The 23,821-nt window shown below is 61.0% G+C and carries 22 protein-coding genes; 14 read left to right on the plus strand and 8 right to left on the minus strand.

Going from position 1 to position 23,821, the window contains the following annotated elements:
• Positions 1-9: 9 nt before the first annotated feature.
• Genes znuB through JFU48_RS06760 form a run of 3 tightly spaced genes read right to left on the minus strand, consistent with a single transcriptional unit; the run spans position 10 to position 2,058 of the window.
• Entirely contained in the window at positions 10-798 is a 789-nt protein-coding gene (znuB, locus tag JFU48_RS06750; RefSeq protein WP_003220321.1) for a zinc ABC transporter permease subunit ZnuB, read from the minus strand.
• Entirely contained in the window at positions 791-1,576 is a 786-nt protein-coding gene (znuC, locus tag JFU48_RS06755; protein ID WP_003220320.1) for a zinc ABC transporter ATP-binding protein ZnuC, read from the minus strand. Before znuC ends, znuB begins: the two co-directional genes overlap by 8 nt.
• Positions 1,576-2,058, minus strand: coding sequence for a Fur family transcriptional regulator (locus JFU48_RS06760; RefSeq protein ID WP_003220319.1), 483 nt, complete (start codon positions 2,056-2,058; stop codon positions 1,576-1,578). The genes znuC and JFU48_RS06760 overlap by 1 nt, the downstream gene beginning before the upstream one ends.
• Before the next feature lie 66 nt (positions 2,059-2,124).
• Here JFU48_RS06760 and JFU48_RS06765 point away from each other — a divergent pair, with 66 nt between their 5' ends.
• Positions 2,125-3,045 (plus strand): zinc ABC transporter substrate-binding protein ZnuA, encoded by a 921-nt coding sequence (locus JFU48_RS06765; protein WP_103484039.1) that lies wholly within the window; start codon positions 2,125-2,127, stop codon positions 3,043-3,045.
• Between the two features lie 91 nt (positions 3,046-3,136).
• On the opposite strand, the gene JFU48_RS06770 is transcribed toward JFU48_RS06765, so the two are convergent.
• Positions 3,137-4,090 (minus strand): homoserine kinase, encoded by a 954-nt coding sequence (locus tag JFU48_RS06770; protein ID WP_201136136.1) that lies wholly within the window; start codon positions 4,088-4,090, stop codon positions 3,137-3,139.
• A 61-nt stretch (positions 4,091-4,151) separates the two neighbouring features.
• Positions 4,152-4,448 (minus strand): DUF2782 domain-containing protein, encoded by a 297-nt coding sequence (locus JFU48_RS06775; RefSeq protein ID WP_003220313.1) that lies wholly within the window; start codon positions 4,446-4,448, stop codon positions 4,152-4,154.
• Between the two features lie 74 nt (positions 4,449-4,522).
• On the opposite strand from JFU48_RS06775, the gene polA reads away from it, so the two are divergent.
• Positions 4,523-7,327, plus strand: coding sequence for a DNA polymerase I (gene polA, locus JFU48_RS06780; RefSeq protein WP_201136137.1), 2,805 nt, complete (start codon positions 4,523-4,525; stop codon positions 7,325-7,327).
• Between the two features lie 283 nt (positions 7,328-7,610).
• Here polA and yihA read toward each other — a convergent pair whose 3' ends face one another.
• Positions 7,611-8,255: a ribosome biogenesis GTP-binding protein YihA/YsxC gene (gene yihA / locus JFU48_RS06785; protein ID WP_115986479.1), complete on the minus strand. Its 645-nt coding sequence runs from the start codon at positions 8,253-8,255 to the stop codon at positions 7,611-7,613.
• Positions 8,256-8,446: 191 nt separating this feature from the next.
• Between yihA and JFU48_RS06790 the strand changes: the two genes are divergently transcribed.
• The 7 genes from JFU48_RS06790 to JFU48_RS06820 all read left to right on the plus strand — a co-directional run bounded on the left by JFU48_RS06790 (position 8,447) and on the right by JFU48_RS06820 (position 15,779).
• Entirely contained in the window at positions 8,447-8,752 is a 306-nt protein-coding gene (locus JFU48_RS06790) for a c-type cytochrome (RefSeq protein WP_003220307.1), read from the plus strand.
• A 32-nt stretch (positions 8,753-8,784) separates the two neighbouring features.
• Positions 8,785-9,396, plus strand: coding sequence for a c-type cytochrome (locus JFU48_RS06795; protein WP_201136139.1), 612 nt, complete (start codon positions 8,785-8,787; stop codon positions 9,394-9,396).
• Between the two features lie 200 nt (positions 9,397-9,596).
• Positions 9,597-10,238, plus strand: a complete 642-nt coding sequence (locus tag JFU48_RS06800) for a thiol:disulfide interchange protein DsbA/DsbL (protein ID WP_003220301.1) — start codon at positions 9,597-9,599, stop codon at positions 10,236-10,238.
• A 14-nt stretch (positions 10,239-10,252) separates the two neighbouring features.
• Positions 10,253-11,131, plus strand: coding sequence for an endonuclease/exonuclease/phosphatase family protein (locus tag JFU48_RS06805; RefSeq protein ID WP_003220298.1), 879 nt, complete (start codon positions 10,253-10,255; stop codon positions 11,129-11,131).
• Complete coding sequence (locus tag JFU48_RS06810) at positions 11,128-13,209, plus strand: GGDEF domain-containing protein (RefSeq protein ID WP_201136145.1); 2,082 nt, start codon at positions 11,128-11,130, stop codon at positions 13,207-13,209. Before JFU48_RS06805 ends, JFU48_RS06810 begins: the two co-directional genes overlap by 4 nt.
• A 100-nt stretch (positions 13,210-13,309) precedes the next feature.
• A complete protein-coding gene (locus JFU48_RS06815; protein WP_201136146.1) occupies positions 13,310-14,089 on the plus strand; it encodes an N-acetylmuramoyl-L-alanine amidase in 780 nt (259 codons plus the stop codon).
• Between the two features lie 76 nt (positions 14,090-14,165).
• Positions 14,166-15,779, plus strand: coding sequence for an EAL domain-containing protein (locus JFU48_RS06820; protein WP_400509124.1), 1,614 nt, complete (start codon positions 14,166-14,168; stop codon positions 15,777-15,779).
• Here the strand turns inward: JFU48_RS06820 and JFU48_RS06825 are convergent.
• Together JFU48_RS06825 and algB are read right to left on the minus strand one after the other, a co-directional pair.
• Positions 15,776-17,566 (minus strand): KinB sensor domain-containing domain, encoded by a 1,791-nt coding sequence (locus JFU48_RS06825; protein ID WP_201136150.1) that lies wholly within the window; start codon positions 17,564-17,566, stop codon positions 15,776-15,778. The two genes, JFU48_RS06820 and JFU48_RS06825, sit on opposite strands and share 4 nt — an antisense overlap.
• A 10-nt stretch (positions 17,567-17,576) precedes the next feature.
• A complete protein-coding gene (gene algB, locus JFU48_RS06830) occupies positions 17,577-18,923 on the minus strand; it encodes a sigma-54-dependent response regulator transcription factor AlgB (protein WP_003220286.1) in 1,347 nt (448 codons plus the stop codon).
• Between the two features lie 426 nt (positions 18,924-19,349).
• Here algB and JFU48_RS06835 point away from each other — a divergent pair, with 426 nt between their 5' ends.
• The 5 genes from JFU48_RS06835 to JFU48_RS06855 all read left to right on the plus strand — a co-directional run bounded on the left by JFU48_RS06835 (position 19,350) and on the right by JFU48_RS06855 (position 23,799).
• Positions 19,350-19,634, plus strand: coding sequence for a hypothetical protein (locus JFU48_RS06835; protein ID WP_047297449.1), 285 nt, complete (start codon positions 19,350-19,352; stop codon positions 19,632-19,634).
• Between the two features lie 72 nt (positions 19,635-19,706).
• Positions 19,707-19,871, plus strand: a complete 165-nt coding sequence (locus JFU48_RS06840; protein WP_003177151.1) for a DUF1328 domain-containing protein — start codon at positions 19,707-19,709, stop codon at positions 19,869-19,871.
• 2 nt (positions 19,872-19,873) lie between these two features.
• The gene (locus tag JFU48_RS06845; protein ID WP_003220283.1) at positions 19,874-20,338 is read left to right on the plus strand and encodes an inhibitor of vertebrate lysozyme family protein; all 465 of its coding nucleotides are present in this window, start codon (positions 19,874-19,876) and stop codon (positions 20,336-20,338) included.
• Between the two features lie 702 nt (positions 20,339-21,040).
• A complete protein-coding gene (gltP, locus tag JFU48_RS06850; protein WP_201136152.1) occupies positions 21,041-22,372 on the plus strand; it encodes a glutamate/aspartate:proton symporter GltP in 1,332 nt (443 codons plus the stop codon).
• Between the two features lie 197 nt (positions 22,373-22,569).
• Positions 22,570-23,799, plus strand: coding sequence for a nucleoside recognition domain-containing protein (locus tag JFU48_RS06855; protein WP_201136154.1), 1,230 nt, complete (start codon positions 22,570-22,572; stop codon positions 23,797-23,799).
• Positions 23,800-23,821 lie beyond the last annotated feature (22 nt).

The raw sequence follows: 23,821 nt of genomic DNA on the forward strand, positions 1-23,821 counted from the left end.
CGAGCAAGTCTACACCCCTCGACGGGGCAGAACAAAACTCAGCAGAAACAGTGCGGCTGCCGTCACAACGATTGACGGCCCCGCCGGGGTGTCCTTGAACCATGACAGCGCCAGCCCGCCACACACGGCGAGCATGCCCAGCAGGCTCGCGCCCAGCGCCATCTGCTCCGGCGAACGGGCGTGACGTTGTGCCGCAGCCGCCGGGATGATCAACAGCGAAGTAATCAGCAACACACCGACGATTTTCATCGCCACCGCGATCACCACCGCGATCAACAGCATCAGCGCCATGCGCAGACCCGCCACCGGCAGGCCTTCGACCCTGGCCAATTCCTCATGCACGGTAATCGCCAGCAGCGGCCGCCACAGCGTCACCAGCAGCACCAGCACTGCCGCGCTGCCACCGAGGATCCACGCCAGATCGGTCGGGCTGATCGCCAGCAGGTCGCCGAACAGATAGGCCATCAGGTCGATCCGCACTTCATGCATGAAGCTTAGTACCACCAGGCCAAGAGAGAGCGTACTCGGCGCGAGAATCCCCAACAGCGTGTCCGACGCCAGCGGCTGACGCTGTTGCAACGTCACCAGCAGCACCGCCAGCAGCAGGCAGCCGACGGTCACCGCCACCGTCGGACTGACATCCAGCAGAAAGCCCAAGGCCACGCCAAGCAGCGCGGCGTGGGACAGGGTGTCGCCGAAATAGGCCATGCGCCGCCAGACCACGAACGAACCCAACGGCCCGGCAACCAGCGCCAGCGCCAGACCTGCAAGCAGGGCATACAACAGAAAATCAGCCATGCTTGCAGTGGTCTCCGTGAACGTGGGTGTGGCCCGCAGCGGGCGCCTTGACCACCGAACCGTGCAGGTCGTGGGCGTGGTCGTGATGGTGGTGATAGATCGCCAGGCTCGGTGCGTTCTTGCCGAACAGCTCGACGAACGCCGGATCGCCGCTGACCTGCTCGGGGTGCCCGGAACAGCAGACGTGTCGGTTGAGGCAGACCACCTGATCGGTGGTGCTCATCACCAGATGCAAATCGTGCGAGACCATCAGCACCCCGCAACCATGCCGGTCGCGCAGGCGGGTGATCAGGCTGTACAGCTCGGCCTGGCCGGCGACATCCACGCCCTGCACCGGCTCGTCGAGCACCAACAATTCCGGCTCGCGCAACAGCGCCCGGGCCAGCAGCACGCGCTGCATTTCGCCGCCGGAAACGGTCTGCACCGGGCTGTCGATAACGTGCTCGGCGCCGACTTCCTTCAGCGCAGCCAGCGCACGCGGGCGATCAACACCCGGCACCAGACGCAGGAAACGCAGCACCGACAGCGGCAAGGTCGGGTCGACGTGAAGTTTTTGCGGCATGTAGCCGACGCGCAGTTTCGGCTTGCGCCAGACACTGCCGCTGTCAGGCTTCAGCAGGCCAAGCACGGCGCGCACCAGTGTGGTCTTGCCAGCGCCGTTGGGGCCGATCAGGGTGACGATCTGCCCCGGCTCGACGCTCAGCTCGATGTTGTCCAGCACGGTCTGCCCGGCAAACGTGACGGCGACGTGCTCCAGACGGATCAACGGGTTGCTCATCAGGCCCCCTGGCAACCGGAGCACAGGCCGACCACTTCGACGGTCTGTGCTTCGACGATGAAACCGACATCCTTGGCGCTATTGATGATCGCGTCGCTGATAGCTTTCTGTTCCAGCTCAATGGCGGCGTGGCAGTCGCGGCAGATCAGGAACTGGCCCTGATGCGCATGTTCCGGATGCACGCAACCGACAAAGGCGTTGAGCGAAGAAATGCGGTGCACCAGGCCATTTTCCAGGAGGAAATCCAGCGCGCGGTACACGGTCGGCGGCGCGGCGCGGCGGCCGTCCTGCTCGCTGAGCACCGCCAGAATGTCGTAGGCGCCCAGCGGCTTGTGGCTCTGCCACACCAGCTCCAGCACCCGCCGGCGCAACGCAGTCAGGCGCAGGCCTTTCTGGGCGCACAAGGTGTCGGCCTCGGTCAGTGCGCTGTGCACGCAATGAGAGTGGTCGTGTGGACGGCTGGCAATCGGTGTAATAGGCATGGGCGGCGACGAGTTTTGATAGAGACGTTATTATGTTACCCGTTCTCGCCTCCTTGAGTGGTCATCGTGTCCCGACTTTTTTCTGTTTTTGTGGCGTTTATCGCCAGTTTTCTGCTGATCGGTTCGGCTCAGGCCGAGGTCAAGGTCCTCACCAGCATCAAACCGTTGCAGCTGATTGCCGCGGCCGTGCAGGACGGCGTGGCGATTCCCGAAGTACTGCTGCCGCCGGGCGCTTCGCCGCATAACTACGCGCTGCGCCCGTCCGACGTGCGCAAGGTGCAATCGGTGGATCTGCTGTACTGGATCGGCCCGGACATGGAAGGTTTCCTGCCACGGGTGCTCAACGGTCGTACGCTGCCAAGCGTGGCCGTGCAGGATCTGCCGGGCATGAAGCTGCGCCGCTTCGCCGAAGACAGCCACTCCCACGCCGAAGACGCCGACGAGCATGATCACGATCATCGCCCGGGCACACTGGACGCGCATTTGTGGCTATCGCCGGTCAACGCGCGGGTCATTGCCGAGAAAATGGCTGCCGACCTCAGCGCAGCCGATCCGGCCAACGCCGAACGCTATCAGAGCAATGCCAAGGCTTTCGATGAGCGCCTCGACGCACTGGATGCACGCTTGAAGAAGCGCATGGCTGATGTCGAGGGCAAACCGTACTTCGTGTTCCACGAAGCGTTCGATTACTTCGAAGACGCTTACGGCCTGAAGCACACTGGCGTGTTCAGCGTGGCCGCCGAAGTCCAGCCGGGCGCGCAGCATGTCGCCGCGATGCGCAAGCGCCTGCAGGAAGTGGGCAAGACCTGTGTGTTCAGTGAACCGCCGCTGCGTCCGCGCCTGGCGGAAACCCTGGTGGCAGGCCTGCCGGTGAAGCTGGCGGAGCTGGATGCACTGGGCGGCTATACGCCGGCGACAGCTCAGGGGTATGAGCAGGTGCTGGAGAAGCTGGGCAACGATTTGGCCGGGTGCCTGGAATCACTGTAATCCCCGGCATAGGTGTTGCCCCCATTCGCGAGCAGGCTCGCTCCCACAGGATCGCCGAGACCCTGTGGGAGCGAGCCTGCTCGCGAAGCTTTTAAAGGGCGAAAGGTAGCGGTGTATGCACCTGCTGCCGCTGCGCCAAACGCTGCTCGAACTCCTGCGGATCGTGAATCAGCACGTCCTGCCCGGCAAACTGCTCGGCGGCGATCAACCGCGACAACCAGAACCGCACACACGCCACGCGCAACATGGTCGGCCACAGCTCCGCTTCAGCGGCCGTGAACGGACGCAGCGCCGCATAGGCACCGAGGAATGCGCGGGCACGCGGCCCGTCAATCAGGCCTTCCTCGTCCGAACACCAGTCATTCAAGGCAATCGCCACGTCGTAGAGCATCGGCCCCGAGCAGGCGTTGTAGAAGTCGATCAACCCGGTCAGGTGCGTGCCTTCGAACATCGCGTTGTCGCGGAACAGGTCGGCGTGAATGTTGGCCCGTGGCAGCGCGAGAATTTTGTCTTTCTGTTGGGTGATTTCATCCAGTGCCTTGTGCAGCAACGCACGCGGCTCGTCACTCAGGTGCGAGAGAAATTCGGTGCCCTCCTCCAGCATCCAGTCCAGGCCACGATCGGTCTTGCGTTTGATCATGCGCTCGCCTTGGGTCGCCAGGTGCAGATGCGCCTGCAACTCGCCGACCTGCGCGCAATGCTGGGCGTTGGCGACTTTGATGTGCTTGCCGGACAGGCGCGGCTGGAGCAATGCCGGTTTACCCTTCAGTTCACGCAGCGCCACGCCGTCAGTGGTGCGCAGCGCGTAGGGCACCGGCAGATCAGCCTCGTGCAGCACGTCGAGCAGGTCGATGAAGAACGGCATTTCCTGCACCGGGCCGCGTTCGACCAGGGTCAGGACGAACTCGCCCTGCTCCAGGCTGATAAAGAAATTGGTGTTTTCGCTGCCGGCGGCGATCCCCTGGAAATCAAGCAGACGGCCGAGCCCGTAAGGGGCGAGAAAGGTTTCCAGCTCGGGCCGAGCCAGGGGGGTGAACACAGACATGGTTAAAAACTGCTCAGTTCGGGCGCCGCGATCAAGCGGCGCCGATTAAAAGTCGGGAATATTACTTCCAGGTAAAGATTTCCCACGACGGAATCAGCATATCCGGCTGGTCGGAACGGATGTAGTTCGCGTCCGAACCATCGGCGCGCACCAGGAAATACGGTTTACCGCCCTTCGGCGTGACCTTGATCGCATAGACGAAGCCACTGCGGCTGTATTCCTGAATGACCTTGTCGCCTTCGGTGTGCGTGTTAATGGTAACTTCCGGCTCCTTTGACGGCGCATCATCCGCCGCGATCGCGGCCAGCGGTGAGACAGCAATCAAACTGACCAGCAGCAAGCGATTTAACGTACGCATGATAACCTTGTCCCTTTGTCGTCAACGGTCCCGCTATTCTAGCGCCGGGCCCGCCGAAAAGGTTGATTCTGCTCATGAGCCAAGCCCCCCTCGTCCTGGTGGACGGTTCGTCTTACCTGTACCGCGCGTTCCATGCACTGCCACCACTGACCACCTCCAAAGGCCTGCCGACCGGCGCGGTCAAAGGTGTGCTGAACATGCTCAAGAGTCTGCGCAAGCAGTACCCGGACAGCCCGTTCGCCGTGGTCTTCGACGCCAAGGGCGGGACGTTTCGCGATGAGATGTACGCCGAATACAAGGCCAACCGTCCGAGCATGCCCGACGACATGCGCGTGCAGATCGAGCCGCTGCACCAGAGCGTGATCGCCCTCGGCTTCCCGCTGCTGTGCGTGGAAGGCGTCGAGGCTGACGACGTGATCGGCACCCTGGCCCGCAGCAGCGCGGCGGCGGACCGCCCGGTGATCATCTCCACCGGCGACAAGGACATGGCGCAACTGGTCGACGGTCACATTACCTTGGTCAACACCATGTCCGGTAGCTCGATGGACGTGGAGGGCGTGAAGGAGAAATTCGGCGTCGCTCCCGAGCAGATCATCGATTATCTGGCGCTGATGGGCGACTCTTCCGACAACATCCCGGGCGTTCCGGGCATCGGCCCGAAGACCGCTTCCGGCCTGCTGGTCGGGGTCAACGGCGGCCTCACCGAGCTTTACGCGAATCTCGACATTGTGCCGACCCTGCCGATCCGTGGGGCCAAGACCCTGCCGGCCAAGCTCGAAGAGCACAAGGAGATGGCCTTCCTCTCCTACCAACTGGCGACCATCAAGGTCGATGTGCCGCTGGACATCGGCCTCGACGACCTGCAAATGGGCGCGGAAGACCCGGCCAAGCTCTACGAGCTCTACACCCTGCTGGAATTCAAGAGCTGGCTGAATGATCTGGATCGCGACGCCAAGCGCCAGGAACTGAACGCGGCCGCCGAGCCTGCGCCGGCTGGCGATCTGTTCGGCGCGCCTGAAGCCGAAGCGCCAGCCGCTCCCGCTGAAGCCGCTTACGAAACCATTCTCGATCAGGCGCGTTTCGACGTCTGGCTGGAGAAACTGAACAACGCCAAGCTGTTCGCCTTCGACACCGAAACCACCGGCATCGACGCGCAACAGGCGCAACTGGTCGGCCTGTCGTTCGCGGTGCAGGCCAACGAAGCGGCGTACATCCCGCTGACCCACTCCTACATCGGCGTGCCCGAGCAACTGGATCGCGACACCGTGCTGCGCGCGCTGAAGCCGATCCTGGAAGACCCGAACAAGCTTAAGGTCGGTCAGCACGCCAAGTTCGACATGAACATCCTGGCCAACTGCGCCATCGGCGGCGATCAGAGCCAGGGCATCAATGTGCGCGGGATCGCCTTCGATACCATGCTTGAGTCCTACGTGCTCAACTCCACCGCGACCCGCCACGACATGGACAGCCTCGCGCAAAAGTACCTGGATCACACCACCGTGAGCTTCCAGGACATCGCCGGCAAAGGCGCCAAGCAGCTGACCTTCGACCAGATCGCCCTGGAACAGGCCGGCCCGTACGCCGCCGAAGACGCCGACATCACCTTGCGCCTGCACCAGACCCTGTTCGACAAACTCAGCGCGATTCCGAGCCTGGCCAGTGTGCTGACCGACATCGAGATCCCGCTGGTGCCGGTGCTGGCGCGCATCGAGCGGCAGGGCGCGTTCGTCGACGCCGAACTGCTCGGCATCCAGAGTATCGAGCTGGGCAACAAGATGGTCGCGCTGGAGCGCGAAGCATTCGAGATCGCCGGGGAAGAATTCAACCTCGGCTCGCCGAAGCAGTTGGGCGTGATCCTCTACGAAAAGCTCGGCCTGCCGGTGCTGAAGAAAACCGCCAAGGGCCAGCCATCGACCGCCGAGGAAGTGCTGGCCAAGCTCGCCGAGGACGATCACCGTCTGCCGAAAGTGCTGATGGAACACCGTTCCATGAGCAAACTGAAAAGCACCTACACCGATCGGCTGCCGGAGCAGATCAACCCGCGCACCGGGCGTATCCACACCTCGTACCACCAGGCCGTGGCTTCTACCGGGCGCCTGTCCTCCAGCGATCCGAACCTGCAGAACATTCCGGTGCGTACCGCTGAAGGCCGGCGTATCCGCCAGGCGTTCGTCGCGCCAAAGGGCTACAAACTGCTGGCGGCGGACTATTCGCAGATCGAGCTGCGGATCATGGCCCACCTGTCCAAAGACGAAGGCCTGATGAACGCCTTCCGCAACAACCTGGACGTACACACCGCGACCGCCGCTGAAGTGTTCAAGGTTGAGCTGAACGAAGTGACCTCCGACCAGCGCCGTGGCGCCAAGGCGATCAACTTCGGCCTGATCTACGGCATGGGCGCGCAGAAGCTCGGCAAGGACATCGGCGTCGACACCAAGACCGCCAAGGCCTACATCGACACCTACTTCGCCCGCTACCCGGGTGTGCGCGAATACATGGAGCGCACCCGCAAGCAGGCCGCTGATCAGGGCTATGTCGAGACCTTCTTCGGTCGTCGCCTGTACCTGCCGGAGATCAACTCGAACAAGCCGCAGGAGCGCGCTGCCGCCGAGCGCACGGCGATCAACGCGCCGATGCAGGGCACCGCCGCCGACATTATCAAGAAAGCCATGGTGGCGGTGGATAACTGGCTGGCGGCTTCGGGGCTGGACGCCAAAGTCATCCTGCAGGTGCACGATGAACTGGTGCTGGAGGTTCGCGAGGATCTGGTCGATCAGGTCAGCCAGGAAATCCGCCTGCACATGAGCGAAGCGGCGAAGCTGGACGTGCCGTTGCTGGTGGAAGTCGGCGTCGGCAACAACTGGGATGAAGCGCACTAAGGCATCTGGCCCGGGCGTTTGCCGCGACACACCGTCGCGGCAAACGCCCGAAGCGCGCTTATTTCGAAACGCGCTTGGGGTTATTCCAAAGCTTTTTGAAAAAAATCTGAACTAATCTGACAACTCACTACTCAGAGATACTGAATGGCTGGTGAAGCCCTTCAATGCTCCTATGTTGTGTTAAGTGTTGGCAGATATCTGAACCCCGCCCTAGCGGTTCGGAGCTTAAACCCCGGAACTTCTCCCTCCCCAAATGAAGTCCGGGGCTTTTTTTGCCTGCGATTTACTCAGCAGGCAATTCGGCACCTTTATCGGCCAGTTCCATCCAGCCCGCCAACACAGTGTAGGCCTCTTCCAGGCCCATGCGTTTTGGCGCGGAGAACAGCTGGATCGTCACCAGATCACCCCAGCCCTTTCGGATTTCCGACTGCACTTTCAGCAGGGTGTTCTTGGCGGCGCCATAGGTCAGCTTGTCGGCCTTGGTCAGCAGAATGTGCATCGGCATGCCGGCGGCAACGGCCCAGTCGAGCATCAGCAGGTCGAAATCGGTCATTGGATGACGGATGTCCATCATCAGAATCAAACCCTTCAAACTCTCGCGGCCACCGAGGTAAGCCTCGAGGTGACGCTGCCAGTGTTGCTTGAGCGGGATCGGTACTTTTGCATAACCGTAGCCCGGCAGGTCGACCAGACGCCGTTCATCGTCTAGCTTGAAGAAGTTCAACAGCTGTGTGCGACCCGGAGTTTTCGAGGTGCGCGCCAGGCTGGCGTGAGTCAGGGTGTTCAGTGCGCTGGATTTACCGGCGTTGGAACGACCGGCGAACGCCACTTCGAAGCCTTCGTCGTCAGGGCATTGATCGACTTTGGCGGCACTGAGCATGAACGTGGACTGTTGGCACAGGCCGAGGATGGGATTCTTGAGTTGCATGGGATTTCCGATGTGGGCGGCGCCGGGATTGGGCGCGGAACGCGGTGTCGCTTCCGTTTCAGTGACGCCAGTATATAATGCCGCAGATTTTGTGTGTGCTTTGTCCCAGCGAAGGATGAAGTTCACGAGAGCCAAAGACCTTGATTGCGCATCAGAACGCAGAACGCTCTCAACCCTGAAAAGGTCGTTTTATGACGAAATGGCTGCTGGCTGCCGGAGTCCTGATACCGCTTTGCGGCGCACAGGCTACACAGGAACCGGAAGCCGTGTACAACCGTGTTTGTGGTGCCTGTCATTCCGGCCAACTACCCATGGCGCCCGAAAGAGGCGATCAGGCAGCTTGGACGCCGAGGTTGGCGAAAGGTATGGGGACGCTGGTGCAACACGTGACCCAGGGTTTCAAGGCGATGCCGCCGCGTGGTTTGTGCATGGACTGCAGTGCCGAGGATTACCAGGCCATCATCCTTTGGATGAGCGAGAGTAAACCCGGTCCATAACTCTTAACCCTTAGCCGTAGTTGGATTAGCTGATGAACAAATTGATCGTGAGTCTGCTGTTGACCGTGGGAATTTCAGGCTTCGCCCATGCTGCCGGTGATGCCGCCGCCGGCCAGGCGAAAGCTGCCGTATGCGGAGCCTGCCATGGCCCGGATGGCAACAGCATGGCGCCAAACTTCCCGAAACTGGCCGGTCAGGGTGAACGCTATCTCGACAAGCAGTTGCACGACATCAAATCGGGCAAGCGCGTCGTTCTGGAAATGACCGGCCTGCTGACCAACTTGAGCGATCAGGATCTGGCTGACATCGCCGCCTACTTCGCCAGCCAGAAAGGCAGCGTCGGCGCCGCCGATCCAAAGATCGTCGCGCGTGGTGAAGCCCTGTTCCGTGGCGGCAACCTGGAAAAAGGCCTGCCGGCCTGCACCGGCTGCCACTCGCCGAACGGTGCCGGCAACGCCGCCGCAGGCTTCCCGCACCTGGGTGGCCAACACGCTCAATACATCGCCAAACAACTGACAGAATTCCGCAAGGAAGAAGGCGGTCGCGCCAACGACGGCGACTCCATGCCAATGCGCACCATCGCACGCAAACTGAGCGACGAAGACATCGCCGCGGTCGCCAGCTACATCCAGGGCCTGCACTAACCGCCCTGAATCGAGCGTTAACGCTGATGGACATCTCCTGCAACGTTAACGCTCGATTAATCCGTCGCAGCAAGTATAAAAAGGGTGGCTTTGGCTGCCCTTTTTTGTGGCCGCTGCCGTTACACTACAGAACTCATGCCCGCCAGGATCTGTCTGAAAACAGGTCGCGCGAGGCGACCAAAATTGTCCAGGAGTAAAGCATGCGTAATCTGATCATCAGCGCCGCTCTCGTCGCTGCCAGCCTGTTCGGCTTCACCGCCCAGGCTGCCGAAGCACCGGCCGCCCCTTATGTCGAGCTGGCCAACCCGGTGCCGGTGGCAGTACCTGGCAAGATCGAAGTGGTGGAGCTGTTCTGGTACGGCTGCCCGCACTGCTACTCCTTCGAGCCAGTGATCAATCCCTGGGTTGAAAAACTGCCATCCGACGTCAACTTCGTGCGTATTCCGGCCATGTTCGGCGGCCCGTGGGATGCTCACGGTCAGATGTTCCTGACCCTTGAAGCGATGGGCGTCGAACACAAGGTTCACGCTGCGGTATTCAACGCGATTCAGAAAGATCGCAAACCTCTGACCAAGCCGGAAGACATGGCCGACTTCCTTGCCACTCAGGGCGTGGACAAGGACAAGTTCCTGGCCACCTTCAACTCGTTCGCCATCAAGGGTCAGATCGTAAAAGCCAAAGATTTGGCCAAGAAGTATGAAATCTCCGGCGTTCCAACCATGATCGTCAACGGCAAATACCGCTTTGACGTCGGCTCTGCCGGTGGCGAGAAAGAAGCGCTGCAACTGGCTGATCAACTGATCGCCAAAGAGCGAGCGGCCAACAAGGCAGCTGCCAACTAAGCGCGGTAATCGCCATGCGCCGCTGGGGCACCGAACGCATCGTTGGCCTGCATGATCCGCAGGTCAACGAGCATCACCTGGAGTCCACGGGCCTGCCCGCAGACCATCGTCTGCGCTTGCTCAGCTTCAACATCCAGGTCGGCATCAGCACCGAGCGCTATCGGCACTACCTGACCCGCAGCTGGCAGCATCTGCTGCCGCACACCGGGCGCTCAGGCAATCTGCAAAAAATCGGCGACCTGCTTGGCGACTTCGATCTGGTCGCCCTGCAGGAAGCCGATGGCGGCAGCCTGCGCTCAGGCTACGTCAATCAAGTCGAACACCTGGCCCACCTCGGCGCCTTCCCCTACTGGTATCAACAACTCAATCGCAACCTCGGCCGACTGGCCCAGCACAGCAATGGCGTGCTCAGTCGCCTGAAGCCGTGGGCGATCGAAGATCATCCGCTACCCGGCCCGAAAGGTCGCGGCGCGATCCTGCTGCGCTTCGGCGAAGGTCCGGAGGCGCTGGTAGTGGTGATGATGCACCTGGCCCTCGGCGCCCGGGTGCGCAGCTTGCAACTGGCCTACATTCGCGATCTGATCGGTGGCTACAAGCACCAGATATTGATGGGCGACATGAACACCCATGCCAGTGATCTGCTACAACAGTCACCGTTACGCGATCTCGGCCTGCTGGCCCCGCAGATGGAAGCGACGTTCCCCAGTTGGCGGCCGCAGCGTTGCCTGGATCATATTTTGCTCAGCCCGACCCTGACCCTGGAAAAGGTCGAAGTGCTGGCTCAACCCATTTCCGATCACCTGCCGGTCGCGGTAGAGATCCGTCTGCCGGGTTCGCTCACGGCCGATGCATTGCCCGCGATGAGTCCTGCCCCTCGCGGAACCCCTGAATGAGCGACGACGCCCAGCGCTGGAAAGAGAAGTACCTTAAAAGCATCGAACAACAGGACAAGCTCGAACGTCGCTGGGCCGCCCGGCTCGACTTGCTGCGTCGCGGTCTGGTGCGCAGCACGCTGGCCGCTGAAGGCACCGACAAAGTCGTTGATCAGTGCATGAAAGAGATGCGCGACGTGGTGCGCACCGACGACATGGACGCTGGCCTCGCTGCCCTGCTGCCGCGCCTGGAAAAAGCCGTGCTCGACTCCGAGCAGCGTCGCGAGACCCGAATCGATCAGGTCAGCACCGCGCTGACCGCACTGGTCACCCAACTGCAAGCCTTGCCACTGCCTCGGGAAGTCGCTCAGCCGCTGAAGAAATTCGCCAAGCAACTCGACAGCCGGGTCGGTCAGGCGCGGGAAATGCCGCTGCTGCTGAGCGAACTCAGCGGTTTGCAGGGCAAGGCGTTGAGCCAGCTGGAAACTCCGGCCGAGCCGGACCGTCCGGGCTTTCTGCAGCGGTTGTTTGGCAGCCGCGACAGTGAAGAGGCAACAGCCGCGCCGCCGGCCCCGGATCAGCCTCAAGCGCCTGCGCCATCCAGCGCGGGACCTGCGCCAGAGCCAGAGCCAGAGCCCGTGCCGACAAAAGCAATCGAACCGGTGCCGGTAGCGCCGCTCACCGCAGAGGCCATTGCGCAAACTCCGGAGGTTGAGCTTCAGCAAACGCCAGCCGTGCAACCCCAGGCCGAATCGCCCGTGGTTTCATTTGTGCCACCCGTGGTTGCGGTCGAGCCGATCAGCGAACCCGCTGCCGCGCCCGCACTGCCGGCAACCGAACCGGAAGTCGCGCGGCCGGCCACCCCGATCACATCACCAGCGCTGGTTGCCGCGATCAACCCCGATGAGTTGATCCACCCCGGTGACAGCCCGACACCGTTGCTGCTCGACAGCCTGCCCCTGCCCGAACCGATCGCCCAGGCCCTGGCCGCTATCGATCCGGAGCAACCCGAGCAGGACATTCTGTACGCCCTGCCCGACTCGCCGGAGCCGTCCTACAGCTCGGTGGCCAAACACATTGAAGACACGCTGATCGGGCTGCTCGACGACCTGACCTTGCCCGAGCGCCATCGTCCGCAGGCCGAGGCGATGCGCGACCGCTTGAAAAATGGCCTGAACTGGTACGAACTGCTGCCGATTCTCGACGATCTTGCGACCTTGATGCTGGCCATCACCGACAGCGGCCAGCACGAGTTCGAAGCCTATCTGCAACAACTCAACGAACGCCTCGAAGCGTTCCAGAGCAACTTGCAGGCCGCCAGCGAGGGCCACGCCGACAACAGCTCGGCGACGCGGGCAATGGACACGCAGATCCGCGAGCAAGTCGACGGCTTGCAGACCAGCATGCAGGAAGCGGCCGATCTGGATGACCTCAAGCAGGTGCTGGAGAACCATCTCGAAGGCCTGCTCGGCACCATGGATCAGCACCAGAAACAACGCGATGCCCGCGAGCAGGAAGTGGCGGCACGTCTCAAGGGGCTGGCCGAGCGCGTGGCGCACATGGAGCAGGAAGCCCTGGGTTTCCGCGAACACCTGGAAGAACAACGGCAGAAAGCCCTGATCGATCCGTTGACCGGCCTGCCCAACCGCGCCGCCTGGAGCGAACGGCTGGAACACGAGATCAAGCAGTGGCAGCAACACGGCAACACCTTGAGCCTGGCGATGCTCGACCTCGATCATTTCAAACGCATCAATGACAACTACGGCCATCTGGCCGGCGACAAGGTACTGAAGATCATCGCCACCGTACTGCGCAAACGCCTGCGCGGTGCAGATTTCATTGCCCGCTTTGGTGGCGAAGAATTCGTTCTGCTGCTGCCAGCGACCACGCCGGCCGTGGGCGCCAAACTGCTGGAAAGCCTGCGCGCGGCGATCGAAGCCTGCCCGTTTCACTTCAAGGGTGAACGGGTGACGATCACCATTTCCATGGGCCTGGCGTCGTTCAGGACGGGAGAACACAGCGATCTGGTGCTCAAAAGAGCCGATCAGGCGCTGTACCGCGCGAAAAACGGCGGGCGCAATCGGGTCGAACTGGGCTGAGCAATTGTTCCATTTTGTTTAAATCAGCTCGTCGGCCGTCGAGACGCAAGGCAGTACGTTACACTGTTGCATTACTGTCTTGCGTGTACTGTCTTCTGCCATGAAATTTTTTGCCCTCCTCGCGTCGCTGCTCATTCTGGCCGGTTGTGCCAGCGCCCCGCGTTACGACACCAGCCATCCTTCGGCCAATCACGACAGCCGCGTGCAGTTCGTGATCGTGCATTACACCTCTGCATCGCTCGCACGTTCGCTGCAGCTGTTGACCCACGGCGAAGTCAGCAGTCACTACCTGATCGGCGACGACAAAAGCGCCACCATCTACAAACTGATGGATGAAAACCAGCGTGCATGGCATGCCGGGGAAAGTCAGTGGCAGGGCCGCACCTGGCTCAACTCCAGCTCGATCGGCATCGAAATCGTCAATCCGGGCTTCAAGGACACGCCGACCGGGCGCCGCTGGTTCCCGTACAGCGAAGCGCAGATCCAGTCACTGATCGTTCTGCTCAAGGACATCAGCCAACGCCAAGGCATCAGCCCGCGCCATATCATCGGCCACAGCGACATCGCCCCCCTGCGCAAACTCGACCCCGGCCCACTGTTCCCGTGGAAACGTCTGGCTGCCGAAGGCCTGGGCGTATGGCCCAATGAACAAGCGGTGGCCCGCCAGCAGGCGCAGTTCAGCGCCGAACTGCCGAGCATCAGCTGGTTTCAGGAACAGCTGGCGCGCGTCGGTTACGACACTCCGCAAACCGGCGAGCTGGATGTCGCGACCCGTCATGTACTCGCCGCCTTCCAGATGCATTTCCGCCCTTCACGTTTCGACGGTATGCCGGACGCGCAAACAGCCGCGTTGTTGCTGGTACTCAATCAGACAAAATAATGACGCCCGCCCGACGGTCAGGGCGAAACCTTAATCAGCAGCTATAACTCATTGGTAATTCTTCGGATATTCCATGATGGTTGCTACCCGAGCGACGCTGCGTAGCTGGTTCTATCGCCCGTGGTTTTTGGCGATGATCGCGGCTGTCCTCAGCGCTGCGCTGCTGATCGCCGGTGGGATGTTCTTCGCCATGCACCAGATCGAACAAAACGAGAGCCAGGAGATGAACGCTCAGGGCGAGCGTTTTCTGGCTCGTCTGGAGCAACTGTTCGGGCAATTGCGCGAAAGTCTCGACGACCTCGAAGCGCAGCCGTTACGCAGTTGCGATGACGAAATGATCGCCACCCTGCAACAGGTCACCTTCAACTATCGCTTCGTCTATGAAGCGGCCTACATGGACGGCAAGCGAATCTGCTCCAACCGGCCCCGGCAAGAAGGGTTGTCGGTCGTCCGTGCGCCGGACATCAAAGGCCCGACTTACAGCTACTGGCTCAACACAACCACCGAACCCGATGAAAACCGCGCAGCCCTGATGCTCGGGCGCGGCAATTTCCGCGTGGCCACATCCCGAGGGCATTTGACTGACATGGTCGACCTGCCACCGGACAGCAGCCTGCTGGTGGTGCTCGATCACGGCAAGCGAGCTATTCCGGTACTCGGCAAAGCCCAGGCATGGCCACCGACCGAGGCCTGGCCACCAAAAAGCCGCGAAGCGCTGCAAGTCACCCAGTCACGGCTGATCTACCGCATGCCAACTAAAAATCCGGAATACCAGTTGGTGCTGATCACGCCACGAACCGGCATGCACATTCCCACCGTCTGGTGGTGGATGGTGCCGGTCTGCCTGCTGCTTGGAGCGTTGTCGGGGTTCCTGGTGTTTCTGCTGGTGCGCCAGCGACAGTCGCTGGACGCCGAGCTTCAGGGCGCGATTCGTCGCGGCGAACTGCAAGTGCTGTATCAGCCGATCTTCGACCTCGACAGCCGCAACTGCGTGGGCGCCGAAGCCCTGCTGCGCTGGCGCCGGCCGGACGGTACGTTGACCAGTCCCGACCTGTTCATCCCCATGGCGGAAAACACCGGGCAGATTCGCCAGATGACCGATTTCGTCCTGCAACGGCTGCTTGAACAACTGGGGCCGGTGCTGCGCGCCAACCCGCAGCTGTACATCTCGGTCAATCTCGCCGCGTGCGACGTGATGGTGCCGCGCATCGGTCAGGTCATGGCCAAGCTGTTGACCCTGCACCGGGTCGCGGCGCGGCAGATTGCCTTTGAGGTCACCGAACGTGGGCTGATCGACGTGGTGGTCGCGCGGGAGAACCTGCAAGCCTTGCGTGATGTCGGCCACCAGGTGTTGATCGATGATTTCGGCACTGGCTACTGCAGCCTCGCCTATTTGCAGACGCTGCCGGTGGATTGCCTGAAAATCGACAAGGCCTTCATCGATGCCCTCGGCCATGACGCCGCCAGCAGCGGCGTTGCTCCGCACATCATTCACATGGCGCAGGCACTGGATCTGAAGGTGATCGCCGAGGGCATCGAGCACGAAGCACAAGCGGTGTTTCTCAGCAGTGAGGGGGTCAAGTTCGGTCAGGGTTGGCTGTTCGCCCAGGCACTGAGCGCGGTGCAGTTTATCGAACTGATCACCCGTGGACGGCGCCTCGCCGGGCGCCGGCTGGACGACGAAGCCTAGACCGCCAACGCCATGTAGAACTGCGTGCCCTGCCCCGGCCGCGAATAGACGCCCATCCGCCCGCCATGCAACTGCACAATTTCCTTGCACAGGGCCAAGCCAAGGCCGGCGCCGCCCTTCTTGCGCCCGACCTGCACGAACGGTTCGAAAATCCGTCCCTGCTGACCGTAGGCAATGCCTTCGCCGTTGTCTTCGACGCTGATGATCACCCGCTCGCCATGCCGGCGCGCTTGCAGACGGATCTGGCCGTCGCGGGCGGTATGACGCAGGGCGTTGTCTATCAGGTTGTCGAGCACCCGTTCAAGTTGCGCCTGGTCGGCCTGCAGGCGCGGCAACGGCCCCTGCACTTCGACGTTCAAGGCAATGCCATTGGCCGCCGCCGAATCGGCGAAACGCGACTGCGCCTGCTCCAGCAAATCTTCGATGGAACACGGCGCCAGGGTGAGTTTCTGCAAACCGTTCTGATAGCGCGAGAAGTTGAGCAAGTCGTTGATCAACTGCATCAGGCGCTGCATCTCTTCGTTGACCGTGTCGAGCAGGTCCGCCTCGCGTGACTCCGGGGGAAACTTCGCCCGCTCGCGAAACAGCCCGAACGCCATGTGCATGCCGGTGACCGGCGTGCGCAGCTCATGGGAGGCGCGCAGCACGAACTCGCTGCGTACCCGTTCGAAGGCGCGCTGCTCGGTGACGTCGTGCAGCACCATCACCGCGCCAAGAATATGTCCCTGGGTGTGGCTGACCGGGGTCAGGCTATAGGTCAACAAGCGTGATTCGCCATCGACCTCGATGCTCAAATCCTCCGGGGCGCGCTCAAGGGTGCCGCCGCGCAGCACCAGTTGCAGTTGCGCATCAAGCTCCGGGCGCTCAAGCGCAGTGCCCAGGCCCTGCCCCAAGCGGTCACTGTCCCAGCCCAGCTGGCGCTGGGCCACCGGATTGAGGTGCTCCAGATGCCCTTCGCGGTCGATCATCAGCAAGCCGTCGTCGATGCTGTCGAGCACCGCCTGCAAGCGCTGCTGACCGGCCAGCAGCTCGTCGATGTTGGTCGCCTGATGCTCGCGCAGCGCCTCGGCCATAAGGCCGAAGCGCTTGGTCAGCTGGTTCATTTCCATCGCCGAGGAAATCGGCAGCGTGACTTCGAAATTGCCCTGGCCGATGTTGTCCGCCGCTTGCGCCAGTGCCTCGATTGGCGCGCCGAAGCGCCGTGCAATCGCATGGGCCGTGACAAACCCGATGATCAACACCGCCAGCCCTACCAGTCCGAGCAAGCCAGAGACCAGCAGCGCCCGCTCCCGGGCGTCATGCTGTACCGCGTTGATGTTGTCCAGCGCATGCTTGTGTTCGGCGATCAGACCGTTGCGCAAGGTGTTGAAGCGCTCTCTGAGTTCGCTGTTGCCACTGAGCACGTTGCCGGGGTCACGCGACTGCTCGAACGCCTGGAGAAAACTCAGGTAATCGGCTTTGGCCTGGGTAAACCCGTACTGTCGGCCATCGCCGTCTGCCTCCTGCGAAATGCCTTCATCGAGTAATTGCAGGTAATGCTGCTTTGACGCCTCGAACGCCGCGGGATCGGGCTTTTCAGCCAGCATCAGCACCAATTGGTCGCCGAGGGTCTGGCGCAATTTGAGCCCCAGATCCAGGGTCACGAAGTTGCTGCGGATCGTTGCTTCCTGAGTACCGGCCATCTGCATCACGCTCACCAGCCCAAGCAACAGCCCGAGCAAGGCAACCGTGATCAGCGCAGAAATACTCAGGAACAAGCGAGTGCGCAACTTCATCGCCAGCTTCATCGTCGGGCGCTCACAGGTTGTACTGCTTGCGTTTGCGATACAGGGTCGACGCATCGATGCCCAGGGTTTTCGCCGCCTGATCGAGGGTGCCTGCCGTCGCCAGCACCGCGCCGATGTGGGCTTTTTCCAGCTCATCGAGACTCAGCGCCGCGCCGACCCGTGGTGCGTTGTTCGCCGGTTGCTCGGCCATGCCCAGGTGGCTGATTTCCACGCGTTCCTGCGGGCAGATGATGCTCGCCCGCTCCACCACGTTGCGCAGCTCCCGGATGTTGCCCGGCCAGCGATAACCCAGCAGCGCCTCCCGCGCCTCGTCACTGAAGCCCCGGGCCGGACGCGCGTACTCTTTGACGAAGCGCGCGAGGAAACGGTCAGCCAGGGTCAGAATGTCTTCGGCACGCTCGCGCAGTGGCGGCAGATGCAGGGTGATCACGTTGAGGCGATAGAGCAGGTCTTCACGGAAGCGCCCGTCGCGCACCATGTCCTCGAGGTTGAGGTTGGTCGCGGCGAGAATCCGCACATCGGCGCGGCGGGTCACCGGATCCCCTACCCGCTCGTATTCCTTGTCCTGAATAAAACGCAGCAACTTGGGTTGCAATGTCAGCGGAAAATCGCCGATCTCGTCGAGAAACAGCGTACCGCCGTCAGCCTGATTGACTCGACCAAGCGTGCTTTCGCTGGCGCCGGTAAACGCACCGCGACTATGACCGAACAGCTCGCTTTCCATCAGCTCGGCGGTCAACGAAGGGCAGTTGATGGTCACGCAGGATTTCTTCTCGCGCTTGCTCCAGCCGTGAATGGCCCGAGCCAGCTCACCCTTACCCGTACCGGATTCGCCGAGGATAAGGATGTTGGCGTCGGTACCAGCGACCTGACGTGCTGTTTCCAGTACGACTTTCATCGCCGGGCTGTGGGAGTCGAGGCCATCCTTGGGTTTGCGGATCTCGCCTTCGAGCGCTTCCAGGCGCGCCGAGAGCTGGCGCACTTCCAGTTGCTTGGCGGTGGCCAGACGCAACTGGTCGGGGCTGCACGGTTTGACCAGATAGTCGGCGGCGCCCGCCTGGATCGCGTCCACGGCGGTATCGACTGCCGAGTGCGCGGTGACGATCACCACGCGCATCCATGGCGCCTGAACGCGCATCTGCGCCAGTACATCGAGACCGTTGTCTTCACCCAGACGCAAATCAAGGAAGCACAGGTCGAACACCTGGCGTTGCAACAATGCCTCAGCCTGGGCCGCGCTGTTGGCGGTGGCCACCGTATAACCTTCGTCTTCGAGGCAGTAACGAAAGGTTCGCAGGATGGCGGACTCGTCGTCCACCAGCAGAATGCGGCCTTGATGCTCAGTGGCAGATTCCATTTTTCCTACGCTCCATAGTGATTGATCTTGGGTTAGTCCCGGAAAAATCGGGCAAGTTGCATGGTTGATTCTGAACGATGCGAGCCATAGGAGGGTAGCTCTCTCCTGCCTTAACGGCCAATCCATTGATTTTGTTGAGTTTTTAAACAATCACCGATTTACAGGGGGTTCCCTGCGTACTTTTCTGACATCCGGGACGTGCTCTCAATTCAATAAGAATGAAATCTCCTACGAAATAATCGTGCATTCCGCACGACCGTAGACGACCCATCGTGCAGGATGCGTCCGTCGCTGAATTTTCATCACTTGTAACTTATTGATTTTATTGAATATTTTTCAAATAAAAAACTGGCATGCAGCCTGCAATAACTCATTCAGCCCGGGCAGATTCCACTGCCCCCACCGAATAAGAGTGAGGAACCCAGGATGACTCGCCAACGTGCCGCCCAAGTGCGTATCTCGCCACTGCATATTCAGCAAGGCCTGTTTGGCGTACTTGCGCTGTTGATCACCCTGATCGCTTGCCAGCAATACCTGAGCTGGGAAAACAGCCAGAAGCCTGAGCCACTGATCTCGATTCAACACAGCACGCAGACGCACTTCAGCGCCGTCAGCAGCAGTCAGGCCGAAAGCGCCTCGATGCGCATGATGGATGTCGATCAGCCACAGCCGCTGGATCAACTGCCACGTGAAGAGCGCTGGGTTTTCTGACGAACCGAAGAATTCGGGCGCATCGCGCCGGAACACGCAATATCCCTAAATAGAGAAGTAAGGAGAATCACCATGTTGAGCTGGGCAATTACATTCTTGATCATTGCCATCATCGCCGCCGTACTGGGCTTCGGTGGTATCGCGGGCACCGCCACGGGTATCGCCAAGATTCTCTTTGTCGTGTTCCTGGTGATGTTCATCGCTTCCTTCTTCTTTGGCCGTCGCGGCCGAGGTTAACGATGATTGCTTTAAAGACACTGGCAGCCGCCCTGCTTCTGGGCGGTAGTGCCATGGCGATGGCGGCCAATGATGGCCAGGCGCGGGTCAACGAGCTGCTCAGCTCCGACCCGCAATACCGGGAAACCTGGCAAGGCGTTGTGAAGCACGAAGAACGCCTGCCGGAATGGGTGATGAACCTGTCCGGCACGCCAGACCAGCAGATGAATGCCGTGACTGAAGATGGCGACAAGTATCTGGTCGGGCCGCTCTGCGAATCCGCAGACAAGTGCCTAAACCACCGCTTGATCGTAGCTTTCAGCTTCGACAAGAAAGATGCGTACGCCATGCTCGTCGATGTGCCCGAAGGATTGCCGGCCGACAAGTCGCCCACGCGACATGCGACCTACCGCTTCCTTGGCAAACCAGATCAGGGCATGCAGAACCTGTTGATGGAAACGCTGAAGAAAGATCCAAACTGGTACTGATTCGAACATGAGGGCAGCGCCCCGCTGCCCTTTATTGCGCCTGCCCGAGGAAGGCCGGCGCATGACCAGGGGGCCGGGACGTTCTGACTGTTACAGGGTCGGAGTGACCTACGGGTACAGGGAGTGCCTGCGCGAGGGCCGGGTCAGGGTAAAAGCTGCGACGCAGGTTCGCCGACCCACAGCGGTTCGACGGACTTGCGCTGAGCTTTGTCCGATGCAAAAACATTGATCTAGAGCGTCCTGCTCGTCTTTTAATGCCTCACACTGCGCGCGAAAACATTTCGCGGTGTTTCCTGGCGACCGTATATCGAGAAAGAGTCCCTTTAAACAGTGGGAGATCTAGTCTGCAAATGTAGGCTTTTTCCTAAATTTTCCGACGAATTCACTCGTTCAAAAAATAACCAACCTCGGCTGTAATGGCCGGTTCACGGCACTTATGCCGGCTGAAATGTCGTAATCGAACCGGTTGGGACGCCAGTTTCATTTAAAAAAGCTCATGCCGATTCGGCATAGGGTAGGCGTTTACGGCATTAGACGGCGCAACCTTGCATCGGAATAGTTGCGCCTTTTTTCGCCTGCCGAAGAGCCGTAAACACGCGCTTCGGGGCACCTTATACGGAGGCAGATGCACAGACTTTTCCGCTGAAAGAGCGTTCCAGTTCCTGCATGTGCCTGAGTCAAACGCAAGTAAGGGTAAAGATAATGAAGAAGGCAAAACTCAGCCTCGCCTGGCAGATCCTCATCGGTCTGGTATTAGGTATTGCAATCGGAGCGTTGCTCAACCACTTCAGTGCCGAGAAAGCCTGGTGGATCAGCAACGTCCTGCAACCGGCAGGCGATATCTTTATCCGTCTGATCAAGATGATCGTGATCCCGATCGTCATCTCTTCCCTGATCGTCGGCATTGCTGGCGTGGGCGACGCCAAGAAGCTCGGGCGTATCGGCCTGAAGACCATCATCTACTTCGAAGTCGTCACCACCATCGCGATCCTCGTCGGTCTGGTGCTGGCCAACGTGTTCCACCCGGGCGCCGGCATCGACATGAGCACCCTGGGCACAGTGGATATCTCCAAGTACCAGGCGACCGCCGCCGAAGTGCAGCATGAACACGCGTTCATCGAGACCATCCTCAACCTGATCCCGTCGAACATCTTCGCGGCCATGGCCCGCGGCGAGATGCTGCCGATCATCTTCTTCTCCGTGCTGTTCGGTCTCGGTCTGTCGAGCCTGCAGTCGGACCTGCGCGAGCCGCTGGTGAAGATGTTCCAGGGCGTCTCGGAAAGCATGTTCAAAGTCACCCACATGATCATGAACTACGCCCCGATCGGCGTGTTCGCCCTGATCGCAGTGACCGTGGCCAACTTCGGCTTCGCCTCGCTGCTGCCGCTGGCCAAACTGGTGATCCTGGTTTACGTCGCCATCGCTTTCTTCGCCTTCGTGGTGCTGGGCCTGATCGCCAAGCTGTTCGGCTTCTCGGTGATCAAGCTGATGCGCATCTTCAAGGATGAGCTGGTCCTGGCTTACTCCACCGCCTCCTCGGAAACCGTGCTGCCACGCGTCATCGAGAAGATGGAAGCCTACGGCGCACCGAAAGCCATCTGCTCCTTCGTGGTACCGACCGGCTACTCGTTCAACCTCGACGGTTCGACCCTGTACCAGTCGATCGCCGCGATCTTCATTGCCCAGCTGTACGGCATCGACCTGTCGATCAGCCAGCAACTGCTGCTGGTGCTGACCCTGATGGTCACCTCCAAAGGCATCGCCGGCGTACCGGGCGTGTCCTTCGTGGTGCTGCTGGCGACTCTGGGCAGCGTGGGTATCCCACTGGAAGGTCTGGCGTTCATCGCCGGTGTCGACCGCATCATGGACATGGCGCGTACCGCACTGAACGTGATCGGCAACGCCCTGGCAGTCCTGGTTATCGCACGTTGGGAAGGCATGTACGACGACGCCAAGGGCGAGCGCTACTGGAACTCCCTGCCACACTGGCGCAGCAAGGAAAAGCTGCCGGCTGGCGAGATCTCGAAGAACTGACACAAATCCTGTAGGAGTGAGCCTGCTCGCGATGAGGGCTGTACATTCAACATCTCTGTTGTTTGATACACCGCAATCGCGAGCAGGCTCACTCCTACATTGGACCGAGCAGGCCAGACAAACCCCGGAGCAATCCGGGGTTTGTCGTTTCTGGCGACCCCGCTATCATTCGCCGCATCTTCCGGGGGATTTGACTGATGCTTAATGGCCTGTGGCTTGGCTTCTTCGTCGTGGCAGCAATATCTGCGCTGGTGCAGTGGCTGGTCGGTGGCAACGCCGGAATTTTCGCGGCGATGGTGGAAAGCATTTTCGCCATGGCCAAACTCTCGGTCGAGGTCATGGTGTTGCTGTTCGGCACGCTGACGCTGTGGCTGGGCTTTCTGCGCATCGCCGAAAAGGCCGGGATCGTCGAATGGCTGGCCAAGGTGCTCGGCCCGCTGTTTCTGCGGCTGATGCCGGAAGTCCCGGCCGGTCATCCGGCACTCGGCCTGATCACCCTGAACTTCGCCGCCAATGGCCTGGGCCTGGACAACGCCGCCACGCCGATCGGCCTCAAGGCGATGAAAGCGTTGCAAGAGCTCAACCCCAGCACGACCATCGCCAGCAACGCGCAGATCCTGTTCCTGGTGCTCAACGCCTCGTCGCTGACCCTGCTGCCGGTGACGATCTTCATGTACCGCGCCCAGCAAGGCGCGCCGGACCCGACCCTGGTGTTTCTGCCGATCCTGCTGGCGACCAGTTGCTCGACCATCGTCGGCTTCCTCTCGGTGGCGTTCATGCAGCGCCTGCGTATCTGGGATCCGGTGGTGCTGGCCTATCTGATTCCCGGCGCACTGATCCTCGGCGGCTTCATGGCGCTGCTGGCGACGATGTCGGCCACAGCGCTGGCCGGACTGTCGTCGATCCTCGGCAACCTGACGCTGTTCGGCCTGATCATGCTGTTCCTGGTGATCGGCGCGTTACGCAAGGTCAAGGTTTACGAGGCGTTCGTCGAGGGCGCGAAGGAGGGCTTCGACGTCGCCAAGAACCTGCTGCCGTATCTGGTGGCGATGCTCTGCGCGATTGGCGTGCTGCGTGCTTCCGGAGCGCTGGACTTCGGCCTCGATGGCATTCGGCATCTGGTGCAGTGGGCCGGTTGGGACACACGTTTCGTCGATGCGTTGCCGACCGCGATGGTCAAACCGTTTTCCGGCAGCGCCGCACGGGCGATGCTGATCGAGACCATGAAGACCTCCGGCGTCGACAGCTTCCCGGCACTGGTCGCGGCGACGATTCAGGGCAGCACCGAGACCACGTTCTATGTGCTGGCGGTGTATTTCGGTGCGGTGGGGATTCAGCGGGCGCGGCATGCGGTAGGTTGCGCGCTGCTGGCGGAACTGGCTGGCGTAATCGGCGCGATTGGCGTCTGCTACTGGTTCTTCGGTTAACCAGAAATCCCCATTGTGGGAG

The organism is Pseudomonas sp. TH49, assembly GCF_016650625.1.
In the GTDB taxonomy this organism is placed as follows: domain Bacteria; phylum Pseudomonadota; class Gammaproteobacteria; order Pseudomonadales; family Pseudomonadaceae; genus Aquipseudomonas; species Aquipseudomonas fluorescens_H.